This is a genomic window from Latilactobacillus curvatus JCM 1096 = DSM 20019, assembly GCF_004101845.1.
Taxonomy (GTDB): domain Bacteria; phylum Bacillota; class Bacilli; order Lactobacillales; family Lactobacillaceae; genus Latilactobacillus; species Latilactobacillus curvatus.
Window position 1 is genome coordinate 1,319,718 of sequence record NZ_CP026116.1, and the last position, 18,614, is coordinate 1,338,331.

Annotated in this window: 19 protein-coding genes; 3 read left to right on the top strand and 16 right to left on the bottom strand. The window is 43.5% G+C overall.

Annotation, left to right across the window (positions count from 1 at the left end; translation table 11 throughout):
- Nucleotides 1–91: 91 nt before the first annotated feature.
- The 12 genes from LCU_RS06855 to LCU_RS06905 form a co-directional block, all read right to left on the bottom strand.
- Entirely contained in the window at nt 92–1,096 is a 1,005-nt protein-coding gene (locus tag LCU_RS06855) for a nucleoid-associated protein (RefSeq protein ID WP_056967104.1), read from the bottom strand.
- 19 nt (nt 1,097–1,115) lie between these two features.
- The gene (locus LCU_RS06860) at nt 1,116–2,813 is read right to left on the bottom strand and encodes a DUF6792 domain-containing protein (protein ID WP_056967106.1); all 1,698 of its coding nucleotides are present in this window, start codon (nt 2,811–2,813) and stop codon (nt 1,116–1,118) included.
- Between the two features lie 346 nt (nt 2,814–3,159).
- Nucleotides 3,160–3,876, bottom strand: coding sequence for a MerR family transcriptional regulator (locus LCU_RS06865; protein ID WP_128486122.1), 717 nt, complete (start codon nt 3,874–3,876; stop codon nt 3,160–3,162).
- Between the two features lie 80 nt (nt 3,877–3,956).
- Complete coding sequence (locus LCU_RS06870; RefSeq protein ID WP_128486123.1) at nt 3,957–6,359, bottom strand: ABC transporter permease; 2,403 nt, start codon at nt 6,357–6,359, stop codon at nt 3,957–3,959.
- A 9-nt stretch (nt 6,360–6,368) separates the two neighbouring features.
- Nucleotides 6,369–7,070 (bottom strand): ABC transporter ATP-binding protein, encoded by a 702-nt coding sequence (locus tag LCU_RS06875; protein WP_054644279.1) that lies wholly within the window; start codon nt 7,068–7,070, stop codon nt 6,369–6,371.
- Nucleotides 7,071–7,200: 130 nt separating this feature from the next.
- Nucleotides 7,201–7,938, bottom strand: a complete 738-nt coding sequence (gene nfsA, locus LCU_RS06880) for an oxygen-insensitive NADPH nitroreductase (protein WP_056967118.1) — start codon at nt 7,936–7,938, stop codon at nt 7,201–7,203.
- Nucleotides 7,939–8,269: 331 nt separating this feature from the next.
- Nucleotides 8,270–8,431: a hypothetical protein gene (locus LCU_RS09975; protein ID WP_004270617.1), complete on the bottom strand. Its 162-nt coding sequence runs from the start codon at nt 8,429–8,431 to the stop codon at nt 8,270–8,272.
- 57 nt (nt 8,432–8,488) lie between these two features.
- The gene (locus tag LCU_RS06885; protein ID WP_056966913.1) at nt 8,489–9,175 is read right to left on the bottom strand and encodes a type 1 glutamine amidotransferase domain-containing protein; all 687 of its coding nucleotides are present in this window, start codon (nt 9,173–9,175) and stop codon (nt 8,489–8,491) included.
- A gap of 76 nt (nt 9,176–9,251) precedes the next feature.
- The gene (locus LCU_RS06890) at nt 9,252–9,887 is read right to left on the bottom strand and encodes a YcjF family protein (protein WP_054644278.1); all 636 of its coding nucleotides are present in this window, start codon (nt 9,885–9,887) and stop codon (nt 9,252–9,254) included.
- A gap of 97 nt (nt 9,888–9,984) precedes the next feature.
- Nucleotides 9,985–10,896, bottom strand: a complete 912-nt coding sequence (locus LCU_RS06895; protein WP_056966915.1) for an NAD-dependent epimerase/dehydratase family protein — start codon at nt 10,894–10,896, stop codon at nt 9,985–9,987.
- A 14-nt stretch (nt 10,897–10,910) separates the two neighbouring features.
- On the bottom strand, nt 10,911–11,240 hold the full coding sequence (locus LCU_RS06900; protein WP_004270606.1) for an ArsR/SmtB family transcription factor: 330 nt from the start codon (nt 11,238–11,240) through the stop codon (nt 10,911–10,913).
- A gap of 132 nt (nt 11,241–11,372) precedes the next feature.
- Complete coding sequence (locus tag LCU_RS06905; protein ID WP_054644277.1) at nt 11,373–12,092, bottom strand: GntR family transcriptional regulator; 720 nt, start codon at nt 12,090–12,092, stop codon at nt 11,373–11,375.
- A 135-nt stretch (nt 12,093–12,227) separates the two neighbouring features.
- Here LCU_RS06905 and LCU_RS06910 point away from each other — a divergent pair, with 135 nt between their 5' ends.
- Both LCU_RS06910 and LCU_RS06915 read left to right on the top strand, forming a co-directional pair.
- On the top strand, nt 12,228–13,604 hold the full coding sequence (locus LCU_RS06910; RefSeq protein WP_128486124.1) for a glycoside hydrolase family 1 protein: 1,377 nt from the start codon (nt 12,228–12,230) through the stop codon (nt 13,602–13,604).
- 28 nt (nt 13,605–13,632) lie between these two features.
- Nucleotides 13,633–14,949, top strand: a complete 1,317-nt coding sequence (locus LCU_RS06915) for a PTS sugar transporter subunit IIC (RefSeq protein ID WP_057908135.1) — start codon at nt 13,633–13,635, stop codon at nt 14,947–14,949.
- An 81-nt stretch (nt 14,950–15,030) separates the two neighbouring features.
- On the opposite strand, the gene LCU_RS06920 is transcribed toward LCU_RS06915, so the two are convergent.
- The 4 genes from LCU_RS06920 to truA all read right to left on the bottom strand — a co-directional run bounded on the left by LCU_RS06920 (nt 15,031) and on the right by truA (nt 17,827).
- Complete coding sequence (locus LCU_RS06920; protein ID WP_056966949.1) at nt 15,031–15,930, bottom strand: diacylglycerol/lipid kinase family protein; 900 nt, start codon at nt 15,928–15,930, stop codon at nt 15,031–15,033.
- Between the two features lie 163 nt (nt 15,931–16,093).
- On the bottom strand, nt 16,094–16,486 hold the full coding sequence (gene rpsI, locus LCU_RS06925; RefSeq protein ID WP_004270614.1) for a 30S ribosomal protein S9: 393 nt from the start codon (nt 16,484–16,486) through the stop codon (nt 16,094–16,096).
- A gap of 13 nt (nt 16,487–16,499) precedes the next feature.
- On the bottom strand, nt 16,500–16,943 hold the full coding sequence (rplM, locus tag LCU_RS06930) for a 50S ribosomal protein L13 (RefSeq protein WP_011375413.1): 444 nt from the start codon (nt 16,941–16,943) through the stop codon (nt 16,500–16,502).
- Nucleotides 16,944–17,062: 119 nt separating this feature from the next.
- The gene (truA, locus tag LCU_RS06935) at nt 17,063–17,827 is read right to left on the bottom strand and encodes a tRNA pseudouridine(38-40) synthase TruA (RefSeq protein ID WP_056966952.1); all 765 of its coding nucleotides are present in this window, start codon (nt 17,825–17,827) and stop codon (nt 17,063–17,065) included.
- Between the two features lie 174 nt (nt 17,828–18,001).
- Between truA and LCU_RS06940 the strand changes: the two genes are divergently transcribed.
- Nucleotides 18,002–18,475 (top strand): recombinase family protein, encoded by a 474-nt coding sequence (locus LCU_RS06940; protein ID WP_065825281.1) that lies wholly within the window; start codon nt 18,002–18,004, stop codon nt 18,473–18,475.
- Nucleotides 18,476–18,614: the final 139 nt, after the last annotated feature.

An 18,614-nucleotide genomic window follows, 5' to 3' on the forward strand; every position in this document is an offset into this window, starting at 1 on the left:
TGTACTTAACCAAATTCACCCAATCGGCGATTACATCGCCAATTGGGCAAATCCAGTTAATGCTCAAAATATAACCGCTTGCCTACGCACTCTATAATCTACTAATCACTTCTTCTACATTCTTAATCTCCACCGACATTGTGCCGTCTGGGTGGTTGATGAATTCGAATAGCGCTGGATTTTGGTAAACGTCGATTGGGACGATTAGTTCGATGCCGTTTGAGAGTTTGAGTTTTTGTTTGCCGTATTTCTTTTCGGCGATTTCGCGGACGGCTGGTGAGATTGGCGCTGGTGCTGCTGGCGCGTTTTCCGTCATTTCTGTTTTGAACTCACTTTGGGCTGAAACGTTGTCTTTAAAAATCTTCGCCGCCATCTGGCTCGTGTCGATTTCACCATTAGTTTCGATTGTATCGTAGATGGCTTCTTTGACGTTGGCGACCACATCGTGTTTGGCAACTTCGAACTTCTTGCCGATTTTTTCAGCGGCCTTTTTAACGACCTTGACGTTTTCTTCTAGCGATGGCGCTGGTTCGCTTTCAATCACGTTCGTTGATAAGTAGGTCATCTTTTCACCGGAGAAGGTGTACTTCTTCTCCATCAATTCAAAGCCAAACGTCTGGAGGTTAATCGCAAACCCTTCGTCCGCCTTTTGCGTTTTATTCGATAGAATCGATTGGTGAATAATCAGTTGATTCATCAATGGTCCCTCTTCAGCATTGACATAATGGGTGAAGGCTTGATGATAATCGACCTTCAAAAAAGCCAAGTAAGCTTGCGCATCTTGTTCATACAAGACAACAAACGCATCCGCACTCGGTGCATCGTCACTTTTTTGATAGACCGTGTACCATTTTTCAACGAGGCGTTGGCTAGCGCCGATAAAATCAGCTGTCGCATCGCGCAGAAAAGATGCGAGCTCAGCATCTTGGCGCAGCACGCCGGTCTTACTCTGGGCAGACGATAATTTCTTAATCTTGTTGGTCAAATAGTCGCGTGTGTTCCCATTGGTAAGATCTAGCACCTGTTGTGAGTAAATTGGATCGCCGAGTTCGCGGTCGACCACTTGTAAAATTGCTTGTTTCAAATAAATATCCATTAGTTAACATCCCATCTGTCTAGCGTGTAAAGTATTGAGCGCCTTCAATCGTGTGGAAGAAAATCACCGTTTCGACCATCTCATTGTTGACGCTTTTTAAAAATGGCCATTCGCCTTGTAACACACGGAGTGCCGTGCGCGGTCGTGATAATTCCCGTTCAAAATTGGTCTGTACCTGAACGGGGGTGTCTTTAAAAATGTGCGCATCGTATAAATAGCGCGCATATGCCGCAAAAATTTGTTGGGCCTGTTCCGTTTTAATCGCGGCATACACTTCACGGAGTGTCTGCAGTCCATATGTCATCAGACTTGCCAACATCAACGACCCATTTCTAGTCTCAACACGTTTCAAATAGCGAATTAGATTACCCCAGAACTGGCTATACGCCTGAATCTCATCTTTTCGGAGATATGGTGCTACGTCAGTCACAAACGGGTAATGCCAATTTTTAGCATTCAAATAGCGCGCCGTCCCAATGTAGAACGTATACGGAAAGCCAAAATAGATCCGCGTTAAATCTTTAATGAACCATTCATTTTTAATTGTAGCGTAATTGTGCCCCAAAATCGCGTGGACTTGCATCGCTACAGCTGGATCTTGCGTATTGTTGTGCTTAGTCAATGCGAATAATTGTTGCCATTTTGAAGCGGATAAAAGATCCGGCCGATAATGCTTTATTTGTTTTAACTGAACCGGGGCAGCATTCAAGGTATAGCCACCATCAAACGGTTCATCCAATAATTGGACCGTCTGCACAAAATGCCCCCCGAGTGAGTGACCCAGTCCATAGATGATTGTTGCCGGATTAATTCGGCGCACCCGCCGGACCACATACCGCGTAAACCGCCGTGCGAGTTGGAGTTGCTCATCATTTTCGGTATTGCCAATCAGCATCGCATCAATATTATACTTCCAATCTTGATAACTCTCACGGACATAATTATCCAGCCGCTGCGTAAACGACTTAATCCGCGGATCATCCATCGTCCCCTCAGTCCCCTTGTAGGAAATGTAGGTATACGATTGGCGATTAAGCGTGACGTAATAGGCAACTGCCGAAAAACCAGTTTGTTCCGCATTCGGCAAAACCGTTCGCGCATCATAGTGAATCACCGCTTCCGCCGCTTGATGCGCATGAATAAACACGAGGTACTTCACGTAATATTGCAATTCCTGCACGTTAAAATACTGATCTAAATAATTAAGAGCCATCATGTCCATTTTAAAAGCGCGGCTATCAAATGGATCGGCCAGTATCGGTCCTGGCTTACTCGTGGCCGCCACTTTATCAGGGGCTATATAGTATAAATAGGCGAGCGCCTGCTTCGTCAGTACCGTACTCTCATTGATTTTTTCATTTTGTAAATTGATAATCAGTTGTTTCAAACGATTAATCTTGCGTTGGCGGTTAAATTGCGGATTTGCTTGAACGGCTGCCAAACTCGCCACATCCAATGCCTGCAGTCGCCGTAACTTGGCCCACAAATAGGGATCGGCTCCCGCCGTCGCCAATAATTGATTTAATAGTTTTATTTTACTTGTTTTAAGTTGTTGATAGCTGAATTCTAGTCGGTTATTGCGCCGTAATAAGGCCTGCGATTGCGCACGGTCAAACGTCAACGGCACATCTAAATGCGCTTTGAACAATAACTTACCCATGTCATCGAAGACTTTTGCCAACCGAAAGAGCGTCGAGATGATCACTGTCGTTTCCATTTGCATCATTCCTTATTTTTGTAATACTTCTATTATAAAGTATCTGACTCAAAAAAACTGAGACGAAATCGTCCCAGCTTAGATGGTTTTCGGTTTGATGCGCACGCCTGGTTCAAACGTGCTTTTTGGTCGCAACAACTTCCGCTTAAGCTAAAATCACCAGTAATTCCAAAAACGGATTACTGGTGATTTTGTCTTAATGCTCATTTGCTAACCGCGACCAAACGCACTCTGTTCTTAAACGTGCTTCAGCAGGCATATTTCTGTGGCTAACCAAATTTGCCAAATTAGCGATTGCGTCGCCAATTCGGCAAATCCAGTTAATCCTAAAAATACGAACGCCTGCTTACGCACTCTGTTCTATGCAGTAATTTTTTTGTCCACAGCTTGGACACACTAGTTGTCTTGTCTTTGGCGTGTGACGGGCAAAGAACATTTTACTTAGGCGTGGTTTGAAGACCGTCTTGCAATTGGGACATAGATAGACAGTTTCTTGATAGTAGAATGTTGTCACATAAATGGCCATCGCAATGATGACCGGTATCCCAATCCACATTGGCCACCAAATTCCACTTAGAAACCCAAGAATTAATAAGCCAATTTCCACACCATCAATCAATAAGCCCCACATCAGCATTCGCCGATGTAATCTTTTTAACTGTGTTGTTTTAGCCATTGCGTCTTCTATGTCGCTGATTGTCATTTCAAAAGGCACCGCGCTAGTATTTTGAATCGATTGCAGTACAAACTGCAACGCTGCTTTCTGGTTAGCTAAGTCTGTTTCTTTTTGGACTAACTGATTGAGTTGTTGTTCGACTAACAATGCCAGTGTATCCGTCGAAGCTTGACTCGCCATCACTTTTTGAATTGCCTTCAGTGAAAAGCCTAGCTGCTTGTAGCCTAGAATGACTTTTAACGTCTGCACTTGCGCATCCCCATACAGCCGTCGTCCATTTTCAGTTAAGCTTGCCGGCTTCAACAAATCCGCCTGATCGTAGTATTGCACCGTCCGCACCGAAACATTACATAATTTAGCGAGTTCACCTGTTGTATATTGCGCCATAGAATATCACCTCCATACCTTGATACTAGCCGATGACGTAACGTCACAAGCAAGTAAAAAAGTATTATTTGCTAAAACTTTTATTCGTTCTCCTTTAATGCACCAATCATATCAATCCCTTTTAACTTGCGATGGGTCATCCCCATCACAATCAGTGAGAATAGCACCGTCATCCCTGCCGCAATCAGGTAGCCGCTAGCTGGAATGATGAGTGGAAAGGCCACTTGTTCTGACGAGGCCATCGTGATGATGAACCAAGTCAGTAATTTACCGATTCCAAAGCCAAGCACAATCCCAACAACGGTGAAGATTACATTTTCTCGCACAATATAGGCCGTCACTTCTTTGTCGAAAAAGCCCAGGACTTTAATTGTTGCCAATTCACGTTCCCGCTCTGAAACGTTGATGCTAGTAAGGTTGAATAAGACGACAAACGCTAAAACCGCTGATAACCCGATGAAAATAAAAACGATTGGGTCTAAATTAGCACTAGCCGTTGCTTGCTTAGCCCCTTGATCACTGATAAACGTTGTGGCCGCCACTTCCGTTGTTTGTTGCAAACGGGTCGCCAACTGTTTTTCTTGCTTGGTAGTCATCTTAGCGGTGCGCACGAGATAGGCATTAGCCGCAACTGGTTGTTGTAGCGTTTTTGAAAGAGCAGATTGGCGGAGATAGACACTATTACCGAGATAATTTTCACTGATCCCTGCAACTTGAATGCGAGCACGTTTCCCCTGTGCCGTTTGTAGCGTTAACCAATCGCCTTTTTGAACAGCATATGTTTTAGCGAGGTTCGCAGCAATAATCGCACCGTGTTTCGGCAATGTGAGTCGTTGTTGTTCTCGCGGTGTTTGCAAAGCGACGTACTGTGCAAGTTTTGCTTGATCAGCGACCGCACAGACTGTCGCCGCTTGATCCGTAATCCCTTTTTGCTTGAACTTAACCTGGGTCATTGTGACCGGTAAGTAAGACCGAACCTTCTCAGTCTGTGTTAAAATCGACTTCGTTTGGGCTGTACTATTCGGTATTTTAAGCGTCACAATTGCTTGGTAATGGGTCAATTGCTTAAACTGACGGTCAGCAACTTCGCCAATTGACGTCTTTAAACCAAAGCCTGCAACCATTAAACCGGTACACCCAGCGATGCCTAAGATGGTCAGAATCATCCGTGCTTTATAGCGAAAAAGATTACGATAAGTTACTTTTTGATGGAAACTCAATCGCCGCCAGAGCGGTGTGATTCTTTCTAACCAAATCCGTTGGCCTGGTTTCGGCGCTTTTGGTCGGAGTAATTGGGTGGGCTTCTCGCGTAAATCGCGGATTAAAACATACCCCGTGGCCCCAACTGTCGCAATCAAGACCGCTCCAGTGGCTAATAAAATTGGAACTGTCCAAAAATGGGTTGGATAATGCGCAAAGGTGTAGACCGGTTTTTGGATTCGATAGACGACTAGCGGTAATAACTTCGTGCCCAAAATGGTGCCAAGCACGGTGCCGATACTACCTGTTAGTAGCGCATATAGTAAATACTTCTGCGCAATTTCCCAATTACGATAGCCTAGTGCCTTCAATGTCCCGATTTCCTTACGATTTTCTTCGATCATCCGCGTAATGGTTGTAAAGGTAATTAGAATCCCGATTAAGAAAAAGAAGACCGGAAAGACATTCCCTATCGCATCGATGCGATCCGACAAGCTCGTAAATTCATTAAAACCCGGATTAGCACTGCGCGCAGTTAATAAGTACTGTTGCTGCGGCTGAGTTGTGTGTGCTTTTAATTGGCGCATGAGCTGTGTTTCTTTAGTCGCAATGCCGGTGCGATAAGCCTGTAAAAAGCTACTGTGACGATCCAAATCACTAAAGCGCACCATCATCACCGAATACGGTTGAGGTGCAAATGCCTTTTGTGGCAAATACATAAAGCCATCTAGCTGACCATCCCCGACCGGTACGGTTCCACGTTCCTGACGGTCGATATATAGCGGTGAGTCCACATAACCGACCACTTTAAACCGGTGCGTCAATAGCTGCTGACTCTTAACCGTCACCCTCTGCCCCAGACGATAATGCGTCTTGACCGCGTTATCCACTAAAATTTCATTCGTTCGTTGCGGATAGCGCCCGGTAGTCAGCGTTAAGCGATTTTGCCGTGCAGTTGGTTGGTAATTATATAATTGTAAGTTAACATCCCGCGCTTCATCGCGATACGGAATCCGATAACCCAATTCAGCTTGGACACCATGCATTTTTTCGACCACCGCACGGTCCTGTTCCGTTAAGCCAGCGGTCCCACTAATCTGTAAATCGGATACGCGTTGCGTGGTGACAAAATGATCCACAGTCTCTTCTAAGTTCGGGCCAATCGATTTAATCCCCACAAACAGTAAGACACCCATTAAAATAATCAGGATAATCGCAATGAACCGTCCAATCGCCTGCCGAATATCGCGGAATGTGGTTTGTAAATATAAACGTGTCTGCATATTAACCACCTACCATTCAATCTTTTCAACTGGCAAGGGATTAGTGTTCACTTCAATTGAACGCACGCGCGCATCGTTAATGTGAATCACGCGATCAGCCATCTGAGCAATCGCGGCATTATGCGTAATCAAAACAACGGTCCGGTGTTGTTGCCGACTAACTTCTTGTAATAATTTAAGAATCTGCTTGCCCGTTTCATAATCGAGTGCGCCAGTTGGTTCATCACACAAGAGGAGCTTCGGATTCTTAGCAAGCGCCCGCGCAATCGCCACCCGTTGTTGCTCCCCACCGGATAGTTGGGCCGGAAAATTCTGAAGCCGATCCTGTAGACCAACTTGTTGCAAAACAAGCGCAACATCTAAAGCATTCGGCGAGACAGCCGTTGCCAGCGCCACATTTTCTTGCGTCGTTAAATTCGGCACTAAATTGTAAAATTGGAACACAAACCCGACATCAGTCCGGCGAAACGCCGTCAATTGGCGCGCACTAAACTGCGCAATATCGACACCATCAATCAACACTTGCCCTTCATCGGGTGTATCCATCCCACCTAAGATGTTCAGCACTGTCGATTTTCCCGCACCACTCGGTCCGAGAATCACCGCTAACTCCCCTTCATTGACTGTAAAACTAATATCATGATTGGCCACGATTGTTGTCTCGCCCATCTGATACCGCTTGGCTACATGTCGTACATCAATTAAACTCATAACGATCACTCCTATACCTATTTAACCGGTTACATTTGACTAGTTTTATTATCGCATATCCGAGCTTGCACGACACAAAAAAAAGACAATCAGAAAACTGATTGTCCTTTAAGATAAGTACCATTTTTTCTTAATTCAACGTAAAGCCCTGTTTTTTCAAAAAAATCGCCACTGCTGGTCGTCGCACTTCACTAAAGAAGGCCGTATTCTTGGTCGACCAATCAGTTTGTTGCTGATTGGTCCCACGATTAGCATAATAATTTTGCATTTGTTGATCGTATTGCACTAAATTGGTTGCCTGATGCACATCATATTGATTTTGAGCGACTTGATTAACTTGCGGTAATCGTGGTTTAACCTGATTTTTAGTCTTCGGAATCCCGACCGTTAACCCAAATAGTGGGACGGTATAGGCGGGCAACCCGAGTAGTTCAGCGACACGCGCAATGTCATTGCGAATCCCACCGATATAACAGATGCCTAAATCTAACGATTCGGCAGCGACTGCCATATCCTCTGCTGCAATGGCTGTGTCGATCGTTGCGACTAATAAGGCTTCCATATTTTGTATGCCAGCTAATGACTGGCCCGCTTTTTCTAAGAGTGTGGCTTGTCGGTATAAGTCCGCGACGAAAACATAGAACGTCCCCGTCTGTTTAACGTACGCCGCACTTTGAGAAATCGTTGCGATTTCATCACGAATTACGGGATCGGTCACTTCAATGATTGAAAATGCCTGAACGAAATTCGAAGAAGACCCACTTTGAGCTGCCGCAATGAGTTGTTGTTTCACTGTCGTGCTGAGGGGTGTTGGCTCGAAATCACGAACTGAAACATGGTGTTGCATTTGTTCGATTAAAGATGACATACAAAGACTCCATTCGATTTAAAATAAGTTGCTTCTAGCATAGCGCGTTAACACAAAAAGGGCTAGCGCAAAATTGCCCTAGCCCAAAAACGTGCTTTTTGAAACTGGCTCCTGTGCTTAACTACAAAATAAGCACTATGGCAAGGACCGCCATAGTGCTTATTTTTAGGTTAATGCTCAGAACCAAACCGTTTCAAACGCACTTTGTTTGAAACGTGCTTTTTGGTTGCAACAACTTCCGCTTAAGCTAAAATCCGCAGTACTCCTAAAACCTGGATTACTGCGGATTTTGTCTTAATGCTCAGTTGCTAACCGCAACCAAACGCACTCTTTACCAGTGGATTTCGTTAAAAATCTTTGGCCCTTTGCGCATCTTTGTCCGATCATTTTTAGCAACGTCGGTCTGTTTTGATCTGCCGCCACCTTTTTTCTGATCAATTAGTGCTTGCATTTTTTCTTTTTGCGTTAATTTTGGTGTTTGTTTTTCACTCATCTTCTGACTCCTAACTTTTCTACATTCTATAAGATTAGCATAGAATTCAAAGAATGCCTAACCGTTATTTTGTAGGGCCGGAATCAAGCGCTCCGTCACTTCTCGTACAGAAAACGGGTTTTGCCCCGTAATCAACTGACCATCCTGGACAGTAAATGGTTTGTAAAACCGTTTTTGCACAAATTGCGCGCCGTTTTGAGTTGCCACTTCTTGGTTTAAAAATGGCACCACTTTTTTCTTGCCCGCAATAATTTCTTCTGCAGTGGTAAACCCAGTCACTTTTTTACCAGCAATCAGATACTGACCGTCATCATTTTTAATGCGTAGTAAACCCGCGATCCCGTGACAAACGGACGCAAGATAGCCACCGTGATTATAAATTTCCCGGGCAATTGCTTGTAATTCTGGATTATCAGGAAAATCCCACATCACGCCATGGCCGCCCGTATAGTAAATCGCAGCGTAATCAGCTGGATTGATATCGCTTGGCTTGAGCGTTGCGACTAACCCCCGTTGCACGTAATCCGGTTGTTCATAGATGGTCAGAATTGATTCATCCGTGTACTTCATCCCCCGTGGATCAAGCGGGACAAAGCCGCCTTTAGGACTGACAAAATCGTAATCAATCCCCGCTTTTTGCAGTTCATCAACGAACTCTGCGGATTCCCCCAGCCATAATCCGGTTGGATCGGTGGTTCCTTGATAACGCGTAACATTCGTATGGACAATTAGTACTTTGGGCATCTGGTTAGCCTCCCTAAAAATTAGTGATGTGGGTTTATTAAATCGTTTTGTTCTTATTCTGTCAATTGAAAAATAACTACTTACGTCGTAACAATCCAAATAGCGTTCTGAATTGATTTTTAAATGAAACAACATCATTGAAGATGTCTTCGCCGTCGTTCAACATCTTGACCGTTAACCAGCCGAGCGCTTCGGTAATCGACATCGCAACGGTCGCATTGACCGCGGCTCCGGTGACCGTTCCAACGACCGGTACCAGTTTTAGAATGTTACCGACTGCACTCCGACCTAGGCCAACGAGTACCAATTCTTTCGACAGGCTCTTGCCCAAACTAGCCGACCAAGATTGACCGAATAGTTTATGCAAACGCGCCATCATCGTTAATTGAACCGGCACCAACAAGAACGCATCGGAAAATGGAATTGGTGAACAGCCAATAATCGCTGCTGTTAGTGATGCTGCGTGAATGATATTGTGTGCCTTTTTACGCATCTGATCATCCACACCGACTAGGAAGTCTTCAAAGACCCCATCAAACTGTGTCCGACTCTTCGCCATCGTCTTTTCCGCCAATGCTTTGGATTGGTTAAAAGACTTCGCAATCACAGCTGCCGATTGTTGCGGCAACTTCTTTAAGACTTCCGCAAAGAAGGAATCAAATTCCGGATTTGGTTCACCATTCACTTGTTGCTTATTAAAAGGTTTCTTCATCATGCCACGCTCCTTATCTGATTGACTAACATCGCTACTTTAAAGCGATTATATAATATTGAACAACAGTTAGTCTATCGAGCGAAAGGCTGACTTTTTAAAGAATCTCCTGAACCCCTTCTTCAATCGTCGTCACCTTAAATTCTGGGAACCGTTTCTTAAACTTGTCTGAACTGAACAGGTTATCTTCTTCATATCTAGGTAGGAGTTCTTTTAATTCCTTTAGCGGTTTGCTGAACCAGCTACCGATGTTGAACTGCCACATTTTTAAAACGGTATAGTCGATTGGTTGATGCGTTAAGGTGCCTGCTAGCGCGATGATTTCGGCGTATGTTTTACCGTCATCACAAGGGAGGTGCCACGTTTGACCAAATGCATCCAGCGTATTGCCAATCAACGCCATCGCACGACTAGCATCTGGCGTCCAAATTAATGTCCGAACCGCTTGATCATTCAATGGCACGCGCACCTTTTTGCCCGCCTTGATATTGTTAAAGACCATTGTGTTCGTAATGCTTTGCGTCTTGCCTGGGCCATAAAATTCAGGTGCACGACAAATGACCGCTTCAATTGCGCCAGTTGCCATCTTATCAAGTAACAACTGTGCGATCTCCGCTCGGACAACCGCTTTGCGGCCAACGGGTTCAAAAGGACTCGCTTCTGTCTGGAGCGTGCTATTTTTCGCATACATATAGGTATTATCGAAAAAGACGAGCTTGGCCTTGTGCGCGACGCACGCGTTAATCACGTTAGTCATCATAATGTGAAATTGCGCTTCCCACATGTCTGAATTCATCGGTAAGCCAGCGGTAAAATAAACAATTTCACTGCCTGCAACCGCACGATCAGTTTGGGCGGCGTCGAGCAAGTTTGCTGGAAATAGTTGATCGTTCGCGTTCACTTTTTTTGGATTCCGACTGACCAGTCGAATGTCCGTTGTGAAGTCCTTATGAAGTGCCTTGGCTAACTCTTGGCCAATCTGACCGCTACTACCTAAGATGGTTTGCATTTTAAAAACTCCTTTTACTGTTGTTTTTCGATGACTGCCGTAATCTGATCCAGCAGTGTTTTTAGTTGATTGATTTCGCCCAGTTCGTGTTGCAAGTAATAATAGTTCTTCGTGCCTTCGCGTCTAAAGTCGACCAAGTTGGCTTCCTTCAACACTTTCAAATGATGCGACACTGCCGGGCGCGACAAGTCCGACGCCGCCATTAAATCCGTGACCTGTAAGCCATCACAAGCTTTATCAGCCATCAATTCTAAAATAATACTCTGCCGCTTCTCATCCCCAAGCGCCGTCAAAAACGGGCTCAGCTCAGCAAAGCTCTGTTTAATAACCTTCATTTCATCCATACATTAATCTCCGGTTTTATTTTAATGGTTCATAAGTTTAAACCATTAAACCATTGATATGAATTTTTGTCAACAACTTCAAATCAATGCAACAAAAAAAGCCTCACTCATTAACTGAGTGAGGTCATTTTATTAATGATTCCCTTGTGTAATGGTTGTAATACTCCCCATATCATATCGATGTCGTGTGGTTGAGTATTCAAAAGGCAGCCCGTTTTGTAGAAAGACTGTCTGGGTAACTTGTAAGACAGGTTCGACTGGTTTGCAGTGCAGGTATTCTTGATCCATTTGATTCGGTTGATCGGCACTAATTCGCCGGTAAGCCACGCCAATCTTTAGATGCAATGTTTGTTCCAAGTATTCGTAGATCGACTTCTTAAGTACTGTGTCTGTTAATTCCCCTAAAATCTTAGCTGGCATGATCGAATGCTCAATACTATAGGGTACTTCGTTTAAAAATCGGAGTCGAACAACGTCATAGACCGCTTCTGTTTTAGCTAACTGAAGCTTTTCTTGTTCTTCTGCATCCGGTAATCGCAATTCATTCTTTAGAATGTCACTCTTTACTGTGGCCTTTCCGGCAAACAGCTTAGTCGTCCCTACATATTGATTCACAGTCGCATCTAATTGTGATATCGCGGAGACGTTTGATTTGATAAACGTACCGCGCCCTTGTTCACTATAAATGAGCCCTTCATAAGTTAGCATTTCGAGTGCTTTTTGAATGGTCATTCTCGATGTTTCGAATTCTTGGGCTAACTTCTTCTGTTCAGGAAGCGGGCCATCAGCTGAATATTGTCCTTCTAAAATTCGGGTGCGAATCGTTGCCGCAATATCCTTATACTTTGCCATAGTAACCACCTACCATTTGATATGGTTATTATAGCATATTCAGATTCGGAATATTCGTTGTTCAAATTATAAAATATGACTTTACAAGTTATATTAAAAGCGCTATCATGGAATCATTCAAGTGATGGAGGTACCATGATGACATTAGACAAACATTTTTTATGGGGTAATTCTGTATCAAGTATGCAAAGTGAAGGTGCCTGGGATGCTGATGGCAAAGGTTTATCAGTGTACGATGTGAAACCTGAGACAGCTGATTTATCGGATTGGAAAGTGGGAATTGATGAATTCCACCGTTATCAAGAAGATATCGATTTAATGCAACAGATGGGCATGAACTGCTATCGTTTCCAAATTTCATGGACGCGCATTTTTCCAAATGGTGATGGTGAAATTAATTTAGCGGGATTCGATTATTATGATCGATTGATATCAGCTTTGCTCAAAGCGGGCATCGAACCGATGATTTGCCTGTACCATTTTGACATGCCTTTGCATCTTGCTGAAAAATATAATGGTTTCTCAAGTCTGTATGTCACACAAGCATTCACTAAGTTCGCTAAGGCTGTCATTGACCGGTATGGTGAACAAGTCAAATATTGGCTAAGCTTTAATGAACAAAATGGTTTTTTCTTTGAACCTGGCTTTGATAATACTGGCTTTATCAACGGAGAGCGCGACTTATTAACCCTTTATACGATCGCTAATAATACAATGGTTGCGCATGCTGAAATCGCCAATTACTTACACGCCCACTACCCTAATGACCAAATTGGTGGGATGTTAGCCTATCAAGAATTATATCCTGCAACCAGTCATCCCCAAGATATCTTTGCTGCTAGAAAAGCATCAGAATTTATCAACCAACATTTCGTTGACGCCTTTACAAAAGGTCACTATTCAGCCGAAGTACTGCAATATATGCAAAATCATGACTTAATGAGCAGTATTCAGCCTGGTGATTTAGCGCTCATTGCAAGTCATCACAACGACTTCTTAGCGTTCAGTTACTACTACACTGTCGCACTCGATCACACAAAATTAACACCCAACACACCACCCAATTATTACATGCGCGATGCGAGTGTCCCTAATCCTTATTTAGAAAGTAGCGAATGGGGCTGGCAGATTGATGCCCTCGGTTTTAGAAACGTCTTAACAAAACTTTCGAATGAAACTGGCCTCCCCATCTTCCCCATCGAAAACGGGATTGGCATTCGCGAAGAATCGCTGAATCATGAAATGATTCAAGATGACGAACGGATTGCCTATCACCGCGACCATATCCAGGCTTTGAAAGACGCAGTTGATGAAGACGGCGCTCACGTTGTGGGCTATCTTGGTTGGGGGTTAATCGACATCCCAAGTTCAAAAGGTGATATGAATAAACGCTATGGCGTCGTTTATGTCAATCGAACCAATCACGACCTCAAAGACCTTGCTAGAATTCCGAAGGCTAGTTTTTATTGGCTGCAAAAAGTCATTCAATCTAACGGTGAACAATTAGACTAAAAAAAGTGCGTTAAAAGGAGTGTTTTCTATGCTTAAACAAGGAAGTCGGCGACAAAGATTTATTGATCAGTTTACAAATATCGCCTTTAAAATCGGGAATCAAGTGCATTTGCGTTCATTACGTGATGCCTTCGCGATTATTATGCCACTATTCATCCTCGCCGGAATTGGGGTGCTCGTGAATAACGTTGTATTCCCTTGGGTCCTCCACGGCCAAATGCTAACCAACTTTCAATACTTCGGCACTTACATTACCAATGGGACTTTGAACGTTGCTGGGCTATTACTCGCACCTACAATCGGCTACTGTTTAGCGCGTAATAAGAATTACGTCAACAAAATTTCCGCGGCTGTCATGGCACTAGGGACTTTAATCATCATGATGCCTAATACTGTTCCGGTCACACCACTAGCTGCCAAAAAAGCCGTCGAAGTTTCTGGCGTCTTAACTTTCCAAAACGTGGGAACAACCGGAATGTTTGCCGGCATTATTATTGGTTTAGTCGCAACAGAACTCTTTATGACTCTTTCAAAGCTTAAAAAATTACAGATTAACTTGAGTGATGCCGTCCCATCAGCTGTTGCTGGTTCCTTCAACACAATGATTCCAGCCCTCATTACAATGAGTCTTTTTGCGGCACTTGCTGCGATTTTAACGGCTGGTTTCCACACTGATCTCATCACTTTAATTACAAATGTGATTCAAGAACCACTTCGGCGCGTTAATACAAGTTTACCGGGTCTCCTTTTGATTTACGGGACTGGTAATCTCCTCTTCTCATTTGGGATCCATCAAGCTGTCATTAACGGTACTTTATTGGATCCAGTCTTACTGATCAACATGAACAAAAATATGGCAGCTTACGCAGCTGGTCAACACATCCCTTATATCATCAACAACGTTTTCCGCGATACATTTGGGATGCTTGGTGGTACCGGTAGTACTATTTGTTTATTGATTGCGACCTTGCTCTTCTCAAAATCACGCGCTAGTCGTGATATTACAAAGCTATCATTCGTCCCAAGTTTATTTAACATTAACGAACCTGTTATTTTCGGTTATCCAATTGTCTTCAACTTTGCGCTCATCATTCCATTTGTCCTAATGCCAGGACTTGGCATCAGTATTGCCTACTTCTTCACCGCAATTGGCTGGATGAATCGAGTAGTCGTCATGGTACCTTGGACCACACCACCATTACTCAACTCCTATTTAGCAACCGGCGGCGATTGGCGCGCCCCTGTGATTCAAGGCTTCACTTTAATCCTCGGCGTTCTAATCTACTGGCCATTCCTGAAGATTAGTGAACGCGTTGCGGCCAAACAAGCTGAATTAACGCAATAATTAAAAAAAAGAATTCAGAATTTTCGTTAGAAAATTTGAATTCTTTTTTGTTTTACCGATGACTCTAACCTACCCCTAGTCTTATAAATCCGGATTAGGCGTAATCACTTGCAACTTATGTTCTAAGAGTCGCATCTCCAATGGTGACTTGGCACTCGGATCACCATCAATGCGGGTTTGTGCACTTTGCTGATTGTCGACTGTGATGCTGATTTCATTCGCTTTAAAGTAAGTCATCCCGGGAATCTTCTTAAAATTACCCGTTAAGAAATAAGGGAGAAACATCACTGACCGTGCTAGCGACATTTTCGGCGCAACGAAGACATGGAAATAACCATCATCGGGTTGCGCTTCGGGATTGAAGTTGGTAAATCCACCAACGGAATTCGTGAGGGTCACCAGCAAGAATTGCGTGTCTTTTTGCCAGTGCCGATCAGGCGTTTCAATCGTTAGCGGATAATGCTGATGCTCCGCTAATGCATGGATGCCTTTGCTTAAAAAAGCTAGCGGCCCCCATTTTTGTTTTTCACTCTGAGTCACGTTCAACGCGGCGTCCGCCAAAATGCCCAATGTCATTGTACTAATCAAGTAATCATCGTTCACTTGGCCGACGTCGAGTGGGCGCAGATGAACCTGCTGCAGATTTTCAATCGCTTGATCAATGTCCAACGGGATTTGTAACATCCGCGCCAAATTATTCACGGTCCCAGCAGGTACAATGCCTAAATAAGGCGGCTGATCTAACGTCGCAAGACCACTAACGACTTCATTAATGGTCCCATCCCCGCCGACAGCGACCACCACATCAAAGCCTGCCCGCGCCGCTTTTTTAGCTAACCGCGTTGCATCTTTCGGCCCTTCCGTCGGCATCAGTTCGACCTTGTGTTGATTCTTGATGAGTGCCTGCTCAATTTTCTGACCAACCGACTCACCATTGTTGTGCCCAGAGTGGGGATTATAAATAACGGCATAACGATACATAAAAAAGCCTCCTTCAATTACTCTAAGCATAGCAAAAATATTGGGAATAGGCTGGGATGGCGCATTAGGCTTACACTTAAAAATTCCGATGGTGTCAAAAACAAAAAAACACCCCGCAATATAAAATTGCGAGGTGCTTGTAAACATTGATATAAAAGTGATATTAACGTTTACTGAATTGTGAAGCTTTACGAGCTTTCTTAAGACCTGGTTTCTTACGTTCCTTCATACGAGGGTCACGTGTTAACATGCCAGCGCTCTTAAGAGCTGGACGGAAGTCAGGGTCAACTGTCAATAGGGCACGTGAAATACCGTGACGGATTGCACCAGCTTGGCCTGAGAATCCACCACCATTAACGTTTACCAAGATATCATAGCTATCTGTTGTTTCAGTAATTGTTAAAGGTTGTTTCATATCTAAAATCAAGTTAGCAAATGGAATGTAATCAACAACGTCTTTGTTGTTGATAGTGATTTTACCAGTACCTGGTACTAAACGTACACGAGCTACTGAGTTTTTACGACGGCCTGTACCGTTATAAGTTACTTGAGCCACTATAGTTTCCTCCTTAAATAATGTCCGTAATGTCTAAGACTTCTGGATTTTGTGCTTGGTGTTTGTGTTCGCCACCAGCGTATACGTGTAACTTCAAGAATTGGTTGTGACCCAATGAGTTCTTAGGTAACATCCCTTTAACTGACATTTCAATTAAACGTTCTGGGTTGTTTTCACGAATTTCGCCAGCAGTCCGAGTTTTCAAACCACCAGGATGGTTACTATGGTGATGATATAACTTGTCGGTTGCTTTGCGACCTGTTAATTTAATTTTTTCAGCGTTGATGACGATGATGTTATCACCTGTATCAACGTTAGGTGTAAATGTTGGTTTATTTTTACCGCGTAAGATAGAAGCGACTACAGTTGATAGACGACCTAATGCAATATCAGTTGCATCGATCACATACCATTTACGTTCTACTTCGCCTGGTTTAGCCATGTAAGTTGTACGCACGATTTATTCCTCCAATATTCTGTGTTTGTTTGACACTCAATAAGTTTCCGGGGCCTATCGTGGGGCAAACAATACCAGATACTATAGTATCGTAATTTCACGATTAAGTCAATTGAATCTCAATTATTTTCATCAGTTTCGTAATAAACTTTTTTAAGGTACAAACCGCTTGCTGGCGCGGTTGAGCGAGCTTGTTGACGGTCCTTAACTTCATACAGCCGTAAAAAATCGTGGACATCCCGCCGACCGTTACCAATTTCTAATAAAGTTCCGACCAAGATCCGCACCATGTTATACAAAAAGCCGTTCCCATAAAACTCAAAAACGAGTTCATTTTCGGGTTCATTGAAAACAACGGTCGCATCATAAATCGTCCGCACCTTATCCTTAATGACCCCACCTGAAGCCGCAAAACTCGTATAATCATGCGTGCCCATCACATCTGGCAGCGCCGCTTGAATCCGTTCCACATCGATTGGATACGGATAATGACCGGTATAACGTCGCTTGAATGGATTCGTATAATGCCCAAGATCGACCCGATACATATACCGTTTACCGACCGTTGAAAATCGTGCATGAAAGTCATCATCCGCTAACTGACTATCCACAACCTCCATATCAAGCGGTAAGAGGCTATTTAAGGCCCGTAACATACTAATAGCGGGTAATTGACCTGGATAGTCGAAATGGACCACCTGCCCCGTTGCATGGACACCTGCGTCCGTCCGCCCTGAACCATACACTTGAATATAAGCACCCTTACTCATCTTTGTCAGTGCTTTTTCTAATGTGCCCTGTACTGTTCGTTGGTTCGGTTGCACTTGGAAACCCGCAAAATCCGTTCCATCATAGGCAATTGTTACGCGATACCGTTGTGTCATTTTATCCCTCTTGTGTTAAAAAGTTAGTAGTTCTATTCTAAATAATTTTCTGAAAAGTAGCAATCTTTTTATGAATGTTCGTAAAAAATTTGATTTAAAAATGCATTTTTAATATAAAACAAGTTCAAATGCTGTATAATTATTATTATAAGTAGAAATAAGGAGAATTGTGCAATGAAGTTCGGATACGCACGCGTTTCATCTGCCGGACAAAGTCTAGCAACCCAGATTAGTCAATTAAAGGAAGAAAGCTGTGACATTATCTACAGCGAAAAGTTTACCGGAACTACCGTTGATCGCCCTAAATTTAATGAACTATTAGATCGGGTTTCAAGTGGTGATACCATCGTTGTTACAAAACTTGATCGCTTCGCAAGAAATACCAAAGAAGCACTTGAAATCATCCAAGAACTTTTTAAAGCCCGCATTAAAATTCATATTTTGAACATGGGCATCATTGAAGACACCCCTTCCGGACGACTCATTTTTACCTTATTTAGTGCTTTTGCGCAATTTGAGCGCGATATGATTCTCACTCGTACCCAGGAAGGGAAACATAATGCTCGTGTCACCAACCCTAGTTACACTGAAGGTCGTAAAACGACCTATACTGATGATGAACATACAAGCAGCCCTAGACATGCGTGAAGAGGGCTTTACGTACGCTCAAATTAGTTACTAAACTGGCATTAGTGCTTCAACGTTGAAACGTCGGTTCAAAAAACAAGCTAATCAAAAAAGTGCAAAAAAAAAGGACTCAGCTAAATCAACCTCCGTTGGTTTAACT

What these genes read in the sequence shown, in the direction of transcription:
- LCU_RS06855 (WP_056967104.1), bottom strand. Translation starts at nt 1,096, where the DNA reads ATGGATATTTATTTGAAACAAGCAATTTTACAAGTGGTCGACCGCGAA.
- LCU_RS06860 (WP_056967106.1), bottom strand. Translation starts at nt 2,813, where the DNA reads ATGGAAACGACAGTGATCATCTCGACGCTCTTTCGGTTGGCAAAAGTC.
- LCU_RS06865 (WP_128486122.1), bottom strand. Translation starts at nt 3,876, where the DNA reads ATGGCGCAATATACAACAGGTGAACTCGCTAAATTATGTAATGTTTCG.
- LCU_RS06870 (WP_128486123.1), bottom strand. Translation starts at nt 6,359, where the DNA reads ATGCAGACACGTTTATATTTACAAACCACATTCCGCGATATTCGGCAG.
- LCU_RS06875 (WP_054644279.1), bottom strand. Translation starts at nt 7,070, where the DNA reads ATGAGTTTAATTGATGTACGACATGTAGCCAAGCGGTATCAGATGGGC.
- nfsA (WP_056967118.1), bottom strand. Translation starts at nt 7,938, where the DNA reads ATGTCATCTTTAATCGAACAAATGCAACACCATGTTTCAGTTCGTGAT.
- LCU_RS09975 (WP_004270617.1), bottom strand. Translation starts at nt 8,431, where the DNA reads ATGAGTGAAAAACAAACACCAAAATTAACGCAAAAAGAAAAAATGCAA.
- LCU_RS06885 (WP_056966913.1), bottom strand. Translation starts at nt 9,175, where the DNA reads ATGCCCAAAGTACTAATTGTCCATACGAATGTTACGCGTTATCAAGGA.
- LCU_RS06890 (WP_054644278.1), bottom strand. Translation starts at nt 9,887, where the DNA reads ATGAAGAAACCTTTTAATAAGCAACAAGTGAATGGTGAACCAAATCCG.
- LCU_RS06895 (WP_056966915.1), bottom strand. Translation starts at nt 10,896, where the DNA reads ATGCAAACCATCTTAGGTAGTAGCGGTCAGATTGGCCAAGAGTTAGCC.
- LCU_RS06900 (WP_004270606.1), bottom strand. Translation starts at nt 11,240, where the DNA reads ATGGATGAAATGAAGGTTATTAAACAGAGCTTTGCTGAGCTGAGCCCG.
- LCU_RS06905 (WP_054644277.1), bottom strand. Translation starts at nt 12,092, where the DNA reads ATGGCAAAGTATAAGGATATTGCGGCAACGATTCGCACCCGAATTTTA.
- LCU_RS06910 (WP_128486124.1), top strand. Translation starts at nt 12,228, where the DNA reads ATGATGACATTAGACAAACATTTTTTATGGGGTAATTCTGTATCAAGT.
- LCU_RS06915 (WP_057908135.1), top strand. Translation starts at nt 13,633, where the DNA reads ATGCTTAAACAAGGAAGTCGGCGACAAAGATTTATTGATCAGTTTACA.
- LCU_RS06920 (WP_056966949.1), bottom strand. Translation starts at nt 15,930, where the DNA reads ATGTATCGTTATGCCGTTATTTATAATCCCCACTCTGGGCACAACAAT.
- truA (WP_056966952.1), bottom strand. Translation starts at nt 17,827, where the DNA reads ATGACACAACGGTATCGCGTAACAATTGCCTATGATGGAACGGATTTT.
- LCU_RS06940 (WP_065825281.1), top strand. Translation starts at nt 18,002, where the DNA reads ATGAAGTTCGGATACGCACGCGTTTCATCTGCCGGACAAAGTCTAGCA.